This window comes from Streptomyces sp. MNU76 (assembly GCF_020982545.1).
Lineage (GTDB): Bacteria > Actinomycetota > Actinomycetes > Streptomycetales > Streptomycetaceae > Streptomyces.
Map to the genome: position 1 here is coordinate 78434 of NZ_JAJKLK010000027.1, position 12830 is coordinate 91263.

10 protein-coding genes are annotated in these 12830 nt (G+C 70.9%); 8 read left to right on the forward strand and 2 right to left on the reverse strand.

Annotation, left to right across the window (positions count from 1 at the left end; all coding sequences use genetic code 11):
• Positions 1-35 precede the first annotated feature (35 nt).
• The 5 genes from E4N62_RS42105 (at position 36) to fdhD (ending at position 6136) form a co-directional block, all read left to right on the forward strand.
• A complete protein-coding gene (locus E4N62_RS42105; protein ID WP_230223354.1) occupies positions 36-1169 on the forward strand; it encodes an aromatic ring-hydroxylating dioxygenase subunit alpha in 1134 nt (377 codons plus the stop codon).
• Between the two features lie 103 nt (positions 1170-1272).
• The gene (locus tag E4N62_RS42110; RefSeq protein ID WP_230223357.1) at positions 1273-2454 is read left to right on the forward strand and encodes an NAD(P)/FAD-dependent oxidoreductase; all 1182 of its coding nucleotides are present in this window, start codon (positions 1273-1275) and stop codon (positions 2452-2454) included.
• A 64-nt stretch (positions 2455-2518) separates the two neighbouring features.
• Positions 2519-3778: a serine hydroxymethyltransferase gene (gene glyA, locus E4N62_RS42115; protein ID WP_230223358.1), complete on the forward strand. Its 1260-nt coding sequence runs from the start codon at positions 2519-2521 to the stop codon at positions 3776-3778.
• Between the two features lie 67 nt (positions 3779-3845).
• Positions 3846-5228, forward strand: coding sequence for an L-serine ammonia-lyase (locus E4N62_RS42120; protein ID WP_230223360.1), 1383 nt, complete (start codon positions 3846-3848; stop codon positions 5226-5228).
• Positions 5229-5278: 50 nt separating this feature from the next.
• Positions 5279-6136 carry a formate dehydrogenase accessory sulfurtransferase FdhD gene (gene fdhD, locus E4N62_RS42125; RefSeq protein ID WP_230223362.1) on the forward strand — a complete coding sequence of 286 codons (858 nt, stop codon included), beginning with the start codon at positions 5279-5281 and terminating at the stop codon, positions 6134-6136.
• Between the two features lie 86 nt (positions 6137-6222).
• Here fdhD and E4N62_RS42130 read toward each other — a convergent pair whose 3' ends face one another.
• Entirely contained in the window at positions 6223-7032 is an 810-nt protein-coding gene (locus E4N62_RS42130; protein ID WP_374117217.1) for an SAM-dependent methyltransferase, read from the reverse strand.
• Between the two features lie 246 nt (positions 7033-7278).
• On the opposite strand from E4N62_RS42130, the gene E4N62_RS42135 reads away from it, so the two are divergent.
• A complete protein-coding gene (locus E4N62_RS42135; RefSeq protein WP_230223366.1) occupies positions 7279-10491 on the forward strand; it encodes a glycoside hydrolase N-terminal domain-containing protein in 3213 nt (1070 codons plus the stop codon).
• A gap of 13 nt (positions 10492-10504) precedes the next feature.
• On the opposite strand, the gene E4N62_RS42140 is transcribed toward E4N62_RS42135, so the two are convergent.
• Positions 10505-10792, reverse strand: coding sequence for a hypothetical protein (locus E4N62_RS42140; RefSeq protein WP_230223369.1), 288 nt, complete (start codon positions 10790-10792; stop codon positions 10505-10507).
• Between the two features lie 180 nt (positions 10793-10972).
• Here E4N62_RS42140 and E4N62_RS42145 point away from each other — a divergent pair, with 180 nt between their 5' ends.
• A complete protein-coding gene (locus E4N62_RS42145) occupies positions 10973-11995 on the forward strand; it encodes a sulfotransferase (RefSeq protein WP_230223371.1) in 1023 nt (340 codons plus the stop codon).
• 187 nt (positions 11996-12182) lie between these two features.
• Complete coding sequence (locus E4N62_RS42150) at positions 12183-12737, forward strand: hypothetical protein (protein ID WP_230223373.1); 555 nt, start codon at positions 12183-12185, stop codon at positions 12735-12737.
• The last annotated feature ends 93 nt before the right edge of the window (positions 12738-12830 follow it).

Consider the following 12830-nt stretch of genomic DNA (forward strand, 5'->3'; position numbering starts at 1 on the left):
CCGCCCCGCTTCCCGAATTTTCCGAAGGTGACTCGATGACCCTCACGAATCTGCCGCCCAGCTTGATCCCCACACTGTCCGGCGAGTACTACACGGACCCCGGAGTCTTCGCCCAGGAGCAGGAGCTGGTCTTCGAGGCCATGTGGTTCTGTGTGGCCCGCGCCTCCGAACTGGCCAAGCCCGGCGCCTTCCGCACCTACCAGGTCGGCCGCGAGAGCGTCCTCGTCTCCCGCTCCCGGGACGGCTCGATCAAGGCCTTCCTCAACATCTGCCGGCACCGCGGGGCCAAGCTCTGCACCGAGGAGTCGGGCGAGGTCAAGCGGGCCTTCCAGTGTCCGTACCACGCCTGGACGTACGGCCTGGACGGCAAGCTGATCGCGGCGCCCAACCTGACCTCGATGCCGGACATCGACCGCACCGAGTACGGCTTGGTCAACGTCCAGGTGCGGGAGTGGCTCGGCTATGTGTGGGTGTGCCTGGCCGACGAGCCGCCGTCCTTCGAGGAGGACGTCATCGGTGAGGTCGTCGAGCGGCTCGGCGACGTGGAGTCGATCGAGCGGTACGGCATCGGCAACCTGTCCGTGGGGCGCCGGATCACGTACGACGTGAAGGCGAACTGGAAGCTCATCATCGAGAACTTCATGGAGTGCTACCACTGCGCCACGATCCATCCCGAACTCACCGAGGTGCTGCCGGAGTTCGCGGACGGGTATGCCGCCCAGTACTACGTGGGCCACGGCGCGGAGTTCGGTGCGGAGGTCCAGGGGTTCACCGTCGACGGCTCCGAGGGGCTGGACCGCATCCCGGGCGTCGCCGAGGACCAGGACCGCCGCTACTACGCGATCACCGTCCGGCCGCAGGTGTTCATCAACCTCGTGCCCGACCACGTGATCTTCCACCGGATGTACCCGATGGCGGCCGACCGCACGATCGTCGAGTGCGACTGGCTGTACCTGCCGCACGTCGTCGAGAGCGGCAAGGACGTCAGCCGGTCCGTGGAACTCTTCCACCGGGTGAACCAGCAGGACTTCGACGCCTGTGAGCGGACTCAGCCGGCGATGAGCTCGAAGGCCTACGCCAAGGGCGGTGTGCTGGTGCCCAGCGAGCACCACATCGGCGAGTTCCACACCTGGCTGCAGAACAAGCTCGACGTGGGCCCCGCGCACTGACCCCGTCCCTGGCCCCCTTGACACCCCGGAAATCCACCGAAACCATGTTGCACATAACGCGCGTCGTTGTGCGATGTGAGACATCCCCTCGTCTGGAGCCCGCATGAGGAGCATCACCGTCGTCGGAGCGTCGCTGGCGGGCCTGAGCACGGTCCGCGCGCTGCGCGCAGAGGGCTACGACGGCGAGATCGTCGTCGTGGGGGAGGAGCGCCACGCTCCCTACGACCGTCCGCCGCTGTCCAAGGACTTCCTCAAGGGCGAGCTCGACGCCGACGCGCTCGCCCTCGGCGACCCCGACGAGTACGACGACCTGGACGTGCACTGGCTGCTCGGGGAACGGGCGGTGCGCCTCGACCCCGCCGCCCGGACCGTCACACTGACCGGAGGTCGTCAGGTGCGCACCCACGGGGTGGTCATCGCCACCGGCGCGAGCCCGCGCACCCTTCCCGGCTCCGACGGGCTGGCCGGCGTCCACACCCTGCGCACCCTGGACGACGCCCTGGCCCTGCGCTCGGAGCTGCTGAACGGCCTGCCCCGGCTGGTCGTCATCGGCGCCGGCTTCATCGGCGCCGAGGTGGCCTCCACCGCCCACCGGCTGGGGTTGCACGTCACCGTCGTCGAGGCGGCCGAGGTACCGCTGGAGCGGCAACTCGGCCGCGAGATGGGCCTGGTCTGCTCCTCCCTGCACACCGACCACGGCGTCGACCTGCTGTGCGGCACCGGCGTGGCCGAACTCCTCGGCGAGGACCGAGTCACCGGTGTCCGGCTGGCCGACGGACGAGTGCTGCCCGCCGACATCGTGGTGGTCGGCGTGGGCGTCCGGCCCAACACCGACTGGCTCGCCGGCTCCGGAGTGCTGGTGGACGACGGCGTGGTGTGCGACACCGGCTGCGCGACCACCGTCCCCGGTGTCGTCGCCGTCGGCGACGTGGCCCGCTGCCCCCACCCGTTCACCGGACGGCACGCCCGTGTCGAGCACTGGAGCAGCGCCACCGAGCAGGCGAGGACAGCCGCCCGCACCCTGCTGACCGGCGTCTCCGCGCCCGCCCCGCTCACCGCCCCCTACTTCTGGTCCGACCAGTACCGCACGCGCATCCAGCTCGCCGGGTACGTCGCCCCGGGCGCCGTCCCCGAGGTCGTCGAAGGCGATCTGGACAGCCGTACCTTCACCGCCGTCTACCGCCACCAGGGCGACCCGGTGGCCGTCCTCTCCCTGAACCAGCCGAAGTTCTTCAACCGGCTCCGCCGCACCCTCGTCCCCGTCGCCGCGGTCGCCGTGTCCTGAGCGCCCCGCTCGTGAGCGTCCCGCCCTCGCCTCCTTCCTCCGGAAACCGCACAGGAGACCGCCGATGACCTCGTTCAACCAGTCCCTGCACGACCTCGACCCCGAGGTCGCCGCCGCCCTCGACGCCGAGCTGCACCGTCAGCAGTCCACCCTGGAGATGATCGCATCGGAGAACTTCGCTCCGGTGGCGGTCATGGAGGCGCAGGGTTCGGTCCTGACCAACAAGTACGCCGAGGGCTACCCGGGCCGCCGCTACTACGGCGGCTGTGAGCATGTCGACGTCGCCGAGCAGATCGCGATCGACCGGGTGAAGGAGCTGTTCGGCGCCGAGTACGCCAACGTGCAGCCGCACTCGGGCGCCTCGGCCAACCAGGCGGCCCTGTTCGCCCTGGCCCAGCCCGGCGACACCATCCTCGGGCTGGACCTGGCGCACGGTGGCCACCTCACCCACGGCATGCGGCTGAACTTCTCGGGCAAGCAGTTCAACGTCGTCCCGTACCACGTGGACGACTCCGGGCTGGTCGACATGGACGAGGTCGAGCAGCTCGCCAAGGCCCACAACCCGAAGGTGATCATCGCGGGCTGGTCGGCCTACCCGCGTCAGCTGGACTTCGCGGAGTTCCGCCGGATCGCCGACGAGGTCGGCGCCCATCTGTGGGTCGACATGGCGCACTTCGCCGGTCTGGTCGCCGCTGGCCTGCACCCCAACCCGGTGCCCTACGCCGACGTGGTCACCTCGACCACCCACAAGACGCTCGGCGGACCGCGCGGCGGCATCATCCTCGCCCGCAGCAAGGAGTTCGCGAAGAAGCTGAACTCCTCGGTGTTCCCCGGTTTCCAGGGCGGTCCGCTGGAGCACGTCATCGCGGCGAAGGCGGTGTCCTTCAAGGTCGCCGCGAGCGAGGAGTTCAAGGAGCGGCAGTGGCGCACGGTCAAGGGCGCGCGGATCCTCGCGGAGCGGCTGACGGCACCGGACGCCCGCGAGGCCGGTGTCGACGTGCTCTCCGGCGGCACCGACGTGCACCTGATCCTGGTCGACCTGCGCAATGCGGAGCTGGACGGACAGCAGGCCGAGGACCGCCTCCACGAGGTCGGCATCACCGTCAACCGCAACGCGGTCCCGGGCGACCCGCGTCCGCCGATGGTCACCTCCGGCCTGCGCATCGGCACGCCCGCCCTGGCCACCCGCGGCTTCACCGCCGAGGACTTCACCGAGGTCGCCGACGTCATCGCCGAGACGCTCAAGCCGGCCTACGACGCCGAGGCGCTCAAGACCCGGGTCAAGGCACTCGCCGACAAGCACCCGCTCTACCCCGGCCCGTAAGAGACAACCTCCCGCAGCGGGCGTGCCGGCACCGGTCGGCACGCCCCTCCAACCCACGGAGCGTGGCGTGGCAATCAGCGTCTTCGACCTGTTCTCCATAGGCATCGGCCCGTCCAGCTCGCACACCGTGGGCCCGATGCGCGCCGCCGGGATGTTCGTCAGGCGGCTGAAGCAGGACGGAGCGCTGGCCCAGACCGCCGCCGTGCGGGCGGAGTTGTTCGGTTCCCTCGGTGCCACCGGCCACGGCCACGGCACCCCCAAGGCGGTGCTGCTCGGCCTGGAGGGCAACGAGCCGCACACGGTCGACGTCGCCGGGGCCGATCTGGACGTCGAACGGATCCGCGCCACCGGGCGCCTGCGTCTCCTCGGTGCCGAGATCGGCCCCGCGCACGAGATCGGCTTCGACACCTCGGCGGACCTGGTCCTGCACCGCCGGCGGTCACTGCCGTACCACGCCAACGGCATGATCCTCTTCGCGTACGACGCCGACGGCGCACCCCTGCTGGAGAAGACGTACTACTCCGTCGGCGGTGGCTTCGTGGTCGACGAGGAAGCCGCGGGCGCGGACCGGATCAAACTCGACGACACCGTGCTGCCCCACCCGTTCAGCACCGGTGACGAACTGCTCCGGCTCACCCGGGAGACGGGCCTGTCGATCTCCGCGCTGATGCTGGAGAACGAGAAGGCCTGGCGCACCGAGGAGGAGATCCGCGCGGGCCTGCTGGAGATCTGGCACGTCATGGAGGCCTGCATCGCACGCGGCCTGGGCCGCGAGGGCATCCTCCCCGGTGGCCTGAAGGTGCGCCGCAGGGCCGCCGCGGCCGCGCGCGCCCTGCGCAGCGAGGGCGACCCGCTGGCCCGCGCCATGGAGTGGATCACGCTCTACGCGATGGCCGTGAACGAGGAGAACGCCGCCGGCGGCCGGGTCGTCACCGCGCCGACGAACGGCGCGGCCGGCATCATCCCCGCCGTCGTCCACTACTTCCTGGAGTTCGTGCCGGGCGCCGACGACGACGGCATCGTCCGCTTCCTGCTCGCCGCCGGTGCCATCGGCCTCCTCTTCAAGGAGAACGCCTCCATCTCCGGCGCCGAGGTCGGCTGCCAGGGCGAGGTCGGCTCCGCCTGCTCCATGGCGGCCGGAGGACTCGCCGAAGTCCTCGGCGGCAGCCCCGAACAGGTCGAGAACGCCGCCGAGATCGGCATGGAGCACAACCTCGGCCTCACCTGCGACCCCGTCGGCGGCCTCGTCCAGATCCCCTGCATCGAACGCAACGGCATGGCGGCGGTGAAGGCCGTCACCGCCGCCCGTATGGCGATGCGCGGCGACGGACGTCATCACGTCTCCCTCGACAAGGTCATCAAGACCATGAAGGAGACCGGCGCCGACATGAAGGTCAAGTACAAGGAGACCGCCCGCGGCGGCCTCGCCGTCAACGTCATCGAGTGCTGAGCGCGGCGGCGCACCGGCCGCGGCCCGACGGCAGAACTGGGAGTGAGGCCATGGGACGGGTCACCGAACGGCGGCGCGTGCTGCGGATCCGGGACGGGGTACCGAGCACCCGCCCGGACACCCTGGTCGCCGAGGAGCCGATGGAGATCCGCCTGAACGGCAGACCTCTGGCCATCACCATGCGCACACCCGGCGACGACTTCGCCCTCGCCGCCGGATTCCTGGTGAGCGAGGGCGTGGTGAGCCGGGCCTCGGACGTGGCGAACATCGTGTACTGCGCGGGCGCCACCCAGGGCGGCCGGAACAGCTACAACGTCGTCGACGTCCGGCTCGCCCCCGGCGTGCCGCTGCCGGACATCACGCTGGAACGCAACGTGTACACCACGTCCTCGTGCGGCCTGTGCGGCAAGGCCAGTCTCGACGCCGTACGGACCATCGCGGCCTGGCCCCTCACCGACACGCCGCCGGTCCGCGTCACCCCCGAGCTGCTGGCCCTCCTGCCCGACCGGCTGCGGGCCGCGCAACGGGTGTTCGACCGGACCGGTGGCCTGCACGCCGCCGGGCTGTTCTCGTCCGACGGCGAGCTGTTGGACCTGCGGGAGGACGTCGGCCGGCACAACGCCGTCGACAAGCTGGTCGGCCGCGCCCTCCGGTCCGGTCGACTGCCGCTGTCCGGGAGCATCCTGCTGGTCTCCGGCCGGGCGTCCTTCGAACTCGCCCAGAAGGCCGTCATGGCGGGCATCCCCATGTTGGCGTCCGTCTCCGCGCCGTCCTCCCTCGCCGTGGACCTCGCCACGGAAACCGGGCTGACGCTCGTCGGCTTCCTGCGCGGCGGCTCCATGAACGTGTACGCGGGCGAGCACCGCCTCGACCTGAGAGCCGGCGTCAGGACAGGAGCCGGCACATGAGCGGGCCGGACGACCGTCCACGTCGTCGAACTCGCCCCTGGCGTCCTGGTCGGCTCGCCCGGCCCTGACACCACGGGCGGCGGGGGTCACGGCTTGCGCGCCACCGCACCCAACTGCGGTACCACCGTGGGCTCGTCACCAGGGTCGGGGCGCCACAGCGAACAGGGGACGAGGCCCGGCTCCAGCAGGGTGAGACCGTCGAAGTACCGGGCGATCTCCGCGCTGCCGCGGGCGGTGACCGGTGGCTCGGCGTGGGTGTTCCAGAACTCCATGGCCTCCAGCTGCAGGTCGCCGCCGAGGTCGGGCTCGGTCGTGGGGTGCGTCAGCACGAGGAAGCTGCCGGGGGCGAGTGGTTCGAGGAGCCGCCGGGCGATGGCGCGGGCCTCGGCGTCGTCGAGGACGAAGTTGAGGATGCCGAGCAGCATCAGCGCGACGGGCTCGCCGAAGCCGAGTGTCTCCCCGGCGATGCGCAGGATCGTGTCGGGGTCATGGGCGTCGGCGTCGATGTAGACCGCGGCGCCTTCCTCGGTGCTGGTCAGCCGGGTGCGGGCGTGGGCGAGAACCAGCGGGTCCTTGTCGACGTACACGATCCTCGACGAGGGGGCGACTCGCCGCGCGATCTCGTGGGTGTTCTCCAGCGCGGGCAGTCCGGTGCCGATGTCCAGGAACTGGCGTATCCCGTGCTCCTCGGTCAGTCGACGCACCGCGCGGACCAGGAACCGCCGGTCGGCGGAGGCGATGTCCCGGATGACGGGGATCATCCCGGCGACGTGATCCCCGACCTGCCGGTCGACCTCGTAGTGGTCCGTGCCGCCCTGCCAGTAGTTCCAGACGCGGGCGTTGTGCGCCCTCGTGGTGTCCGGGGTGCCTGGGGCGTCCGGGCGCGCACGCGCGATGTCGGCGGCCTGATCCTCGCTCACGTGGTCCTCTCCTGACACGCCCAAGGATCCGATGACGGCGGGCAGTTGGGGCCCATGTGGCGTGACATGGCGTCATTGTGCCGCTGCCCTCTCCCTGGTGTTGGCGCACACCTCTAGACATCCGATGTATGTTCCGGCAACGATGATCGAGCCCCCGACCGAGGTCGATGCGGCGCCGAAGCTTCCGTGAAAGAGCCGATGAATGGGCCGGGAGATCCCACCGTGATCGATGCATCCCCACCGCAGCGACGAAGCCTTCTCAAGGTCGGCGGTGCCCTCGCGTTCGCACCTCTGGCCACCGGACTGACGGGCACCACCGCCACGGCACAGCCCGCCACAGTGACACGCGACACGCAGTCCGTCCGCCGGCCGGCCCTCGCCCGGGACGCCCTGAGCTACACCGTCCCCGCCGTGAACTGGGAGGCGCAGGCCCTGCCGATCGGCAACGGCCGGCTCGGCGCCATGCTCTTCGGCGACCCCCACGAGGAGCGCGTCCAGTTCAACGAACAGAGCCTGTGGGGCGGGGTGAACGACTACGACAACGCCCTCGCCGGCAGACCGGACAGCGACTTCGACACCGGCATGAACGGCTTCGGCTCGTACCGGGACTTCGGCGACCTGGTGATCACCTTCGCCGGCGCGCCCCGGGCCGAGGTCACGGCTCCGGGCGGACCGTACGGAAGCTCCCCGTCCGAGGGCGTCGACAGGACGTACGACGGCGAGACGGCCACCAAGTGGTGCGTCGAGAGTCCCGGGGCGAAGGTGCTGTGGCAGGTCGAGCTCCCCGCCCCCGTGGAGGTGCCGTCGTACCGGCTGACGAGTGCCCACGACGTACCGCAGCGCGACCCGCAGGAGTGGACGCTCTCCGGTTCCGCCGACGGCGACGCCTGGACCGTGCTGGACAGCCGCACGCTCGCGGCGCCCTTCGAGAGCCGCTTCCAGACGAAGTGGTTCACCTGCGCGACCCCGGCGGCCTACCGCTTCTACCGGTTCGACTTCGTCCCCAAGGCCGGCGTCAGCCACTTCCAGGTCGGCGAGATCGGCCTGACCGGTGTCGACCTCGGCGCGTCCGGGGCGGTGTACCTGTCGTCGCCGGGCGCGGAGACCGAGGGGTCCTCCCACGGGTCCGGCTCCGGCGCCCGGTCCGCGGACATCTCACGTTCCGTGGACGGCGACCCGGCCACGGTCTGGCGGGTCGCGGGGACCTCACCCGCGCTGGTCTGGCAGGCCGACCTGCCCCGCGCGGTCGCCGTCACCTCGTACACCCTGACGGCGGCCCCGGACCGCCCCCAGGAGGACCCGCGGCACTGGACGCTGGAGGCGTCGAAGGACGGGAGCACCTGGGCCACCCTCGACACGCGGCGGCCCGGCGGGCCGTTCGCCGACCGGGGCGAGACGCGCACCTACCGGTTCACCAACACCACGGCCTACCGCGTCTACCGGCTCACCCTGACCCCCGACGCATCCGCCGGCGCCTGCCGGATCGCCGAGATCGCCCTGGCGGGCGAGGACTTCGACTCCCGCACCCGGCGCACGGTCGTCGACTACCGGCGCGCCCTCGACTTCGTCGACGGCGTCCACGTCACCCGCTTCGGCGCACCGGGGCGGCGCGTCGTCCGGGAGGCCTTCGCCGGCCGCGCCGCCGACGTCATGGTCTTCCGCTACACGACGGAGGCGCCCGAGGGACTCTCCGGAGCGCTCTCGCTGACCTCCGGTCAGGAGCAGGCCCCGACGACCGTGGACGCCGGCGCCCGCCGGATCGCCTTCAAGGGCGTCATGGGCAACGGCCTCAAGCACGCGTGCACCGTCCGGGCCGTACACACCGACGGAGACTTCAGCGCCGACGGGTCGGTCCTCCGGTTCAGCGGTTGCACGACGCTGACCCTGCTCCTGGACGCCCGCACCGACTACCGGCTCGACGCCGCCGCCGGGTGGCGCGGAGCTGATCCACAGGCAGCCGTCGACCGGGCGCTCGACAAGGCCGCCGCCCGTTCCTACGCCGCACTGCGCAAGCGGCACACCACCGACACCCGCGCCTTCATGAAGCGCGTCTCGGTCGACTGGGGCACATCCGAGGACGCCGTCCTCGCCCTGCCGACCGACGCCAGGCTGGCGCGCTACGCGGCGGGCGGGGAGGACCCGACCCTCGAACAGACGATGTTCGACTACGGCCGCTACCTGCTGATCAGTTCCTCCCGCCCGAAGGGCCTGCCCGCCAATCTCCAGGGCCTGTGGAACGACAGCAACCAGCCGGCGTGGGCCGCCGACTACCACACCAACATCAATGTCCAGATGAACTACTGGGGAGCGGAGACGACGAACCTGCCGGAGTGCCACGAGGCGCTCGTCGGGTTCATCGAGCAGGTGGCCGTGCCCAGCCGGGTGGCCACCCGCAACGCCTTCGGTGCCGACACCCGGGGCTGGACCGCCCGCACCAGCCAGAGCGCCTTCGGTGGCAACGCCTGGGAGTGGAACACCGTCGCGAGCGCCTGGTACGCCCAACACCTCTACGAACACTGGGCGTTCACCCAGGACCTGACCTACCTCCGCACTCTCGCACATCCGATGATCAAGGAGATCTGCCAGTTCTGGGAGGACCACCTCAAGGAGCGCGCGGACGGACTCCTCGTCGCGCCGAACGGCTGGTCCCCGGAGCACGGGCCCCGCGAGGACGGCGTCATGTACGACCAGCAGATCATCTGGGACCTGTTCCAGAACTACCTGGACTGCGAGGCGGTCCTCGACGCGGACCCCGAGTACCGGGCCGAGGTCGCGGACATGCAGGCCCGTCTGGCGCCCAACAAGGTCGGCGGATGGGGGCAGTTGCAGGAGTGGCAGGAGGACATCGACAGCCCCACCGACATCCACCGCCACACCTCGCACCTCTTCGCGGTCTACCCGGGCCGCCAGATCACCCCGAGGACGCCCGACTTCGCGGCCGCGGCACTCGTCTCCCTCAAGGCGCGCTGCGGAGAGAAGGACGGGGTCCCGTTCACGGCCGCGACCGTGTCGGGCGACAGCCGCCGCTCATGGACCTGGCCGTGGCGCGCGGCCCTCTTCGCCCGCCTCGGCGACGGGCACCGCGCCGGGATCATGCTGCGCGGCCTGCTGAGCTACAACACGCTGCCCAACCTGTTCTGCAACCATCCGCCGTTCCAGATGGACGGCAACTTCGGCATCTCGGGGGCCGTCGCGGAGATGCTCCTGCAGAGCCACGACGGAAGCATTCACCTGCTGCCCGCCCTGCCGGACGCGTGGAAGGCCGAGGGGTCCTTCACCGGTCTGCGCGCCCGGGGCGGTTACGAGGTCGGCTGCGAGTGGCGCGACGGCAAGGTCACGTCCTACGAGATCGTGGCCGACCGGGCGCGGAGCCGGGGCAGGGTCACCGTCCGGGTGAACGGCACCGACGTCAGGGTGCGCCCGCGCAGGCCCTGACGGCGACGCGGGCTCAGGATTTGGCGGCCTCGGCCGGGGTGTCGGCGTCGTCCGCCTCGCTGCGGGCCATGTGCAGAAAACGCCGGATCGCCTCGACCGACATGTCGAGCGCGTCGGACGCCGACTGCTCGTCCCCGAACACCTGCACCGCCTCGGTGACGGCCACGGCGAGTTCGGCCTCCGCCTTGCGGACCTTGCCCTCCGCCTTGTCCACGGTGTCGACGACCGACAGCTGGCGGCGCTGCTTCTCCTGGAGCCGCTGTTTACGGGAGAGGGTTCTGTCAACGTTCTGCACAGTCATGCCGAAGATCATAAGGGTCCGGGCACGCCCCCACCGAACCGTCAACTCCTGATGCTCGCAGCTGCGTTCGTCTCACACTGCGGTGGCGGCGTGACCCTCGTGGGCGTGCGACGCTACCCCGGTCAGCTCGGAACCGGCCGGGCCACCCGCCGGGGCCGGCCTCCACCCCGAAAGAGGAACATGCGTTCTCTGACCTTCGTCTTCGGTACGGGACGCAGCGGCTCGACGGCGCTGTCACGCATCCTCAACGCCCACCCGGACGTCCTGAGCCTCAACGAGTACATGGCCTCGGTGGGCGAGGCGGCCTTTCCCCCTGGGCGGGTGGACGGCGAGGAGTTCTGGCGGGCGCTCTCCCGGCCCGCCCCGCATTTCGAACGGATGATCCGCAGCGGGCTGCCGCTGCCGGAGTTCCTCCACACCCGGCGCCCCGGCCGGTACTCGACGCGAACCTCCGGCATCCCCGCGCTCTCCCTGATGGTCCTGCCCCACCTCACCGACGACCCGGACAGCCTCCTCGACGAACTCGGCGCGGCGGTGGTCCGGTGGCCGGAGCGCCCCGCCGCCGAACATCACCGGGCCCTGTTCGATCTGCTCTGCGCCCGGTTCGCACGCACCGCCGTCGTGGAGCGCTCCGGCTACTCGACCGGCTGGGCCCCAGGTCTGCGCGAGACCTTCCCGGAGGCCAGGTTCGTGCACATGTTCCGCGACGGCCCGGACTGCGCCCTGTCCATGAGCCGCCACCCTGGGTACCGCGCGATCTCCCTGTTCCGTGAGATCAGGACCCGCTCCCGTGTCGACAGCTTCGCCGACCTGACCCCCGAGCACGTCCGCGCGCTGCCCCCCGACCTCGCGCCCCTGCTCGACGACCGCTTCGACCCGTCCCTCGTGCGCGACCGGCACATCCCCCTGCGGGCCTTCGGCACCCTGTGGTCCGAACTCGTCATCGAGGGCACGGAGTTCCTCCTCCGACTCCCCGCCGGCCGGCGCGCCACCCTCTCCTACGAGAACCTCCTGGACCACCCCGTAGAAGAGCTGACCCGCCTGGCCGGGTTCATCGGCGTGGCACCCGACCCGCGGTGGTTGCACGCCGGATCCGCTCTGCTCGACCATGGCCGACGCGGCTCCGCCGCCACCCTGCCCGCCACCGAACGGGCCGTCCTGCGGGACACCTGCGCCCCGGGTGCGCGCGCCCTGGAGTCATAGCGTTCACTTTCAATTGTTGCAACGATGCGAGCCAGCTCCGTTGCGTTGATCGTAGGATCGTTGCAATGAAATGTAGCCTTTGAGCTGCAACTATCGTGTCCCCCCGCAGTAACTGTGTTGCTGAAATAATAAACGCAACTTAGCGTTTCCGTATCGAGAAACGGTGGGGCGATCGAGGGGGCAGGTCATGGAGGCAGCGCACAGCCGACGGCAGGCGGCACCTGGCGCCCGCACCGCCTTCGCCCGCTTCGTGCTCTGCGGCGGGGGAGTGGGGCTCGGCTCCAGCTTCGCCGTCGCGGCCCTGGCCTCCTGGATCCCCTGGGCCCTGGCCAACGCTCTGATCACGGCCGCCTCCACGCTGCTCGGCACCGAGCTGCACGCGCGCTTCACCTTCGGGGCGGGCGGGCGCGCCACCTGGCGCCAGCACGCGCAGTCGGCCGGTTCCGCGGCGGCCGCGTACACGGTCACCTGTGGGGCGATGCTCGTCCTGCACCAACTGGTGGCGGCACCCGGCGCGGTGCTCGAACAGGCCGTCTACCTGTCCGCCTCCGCCCTCACCGGCGTCGCGCGCTTCGCGCTGCTGCGCCTGGTCGTCTTCGCCCGTACTCGCCCAGCCGGATGGGATCGCCTCAGCCGGGCGGGTGCAATGCCGCAGCAGGCGTCCGTCCGCGTGTGCGAAGGACGGAAGGCTGTCGCACATGCTCACACCTCTTGCGCGACCAGTGTGGCGGCGATCTGGTGAACGCCCCCGCCGGTCCTCCCCGGCCCGGGTCGGCACCGTCGCCGCTGCCGTCCTGGCACTCCTGCTGTCCTTCCCCGGCACCGCCTCCGCGGC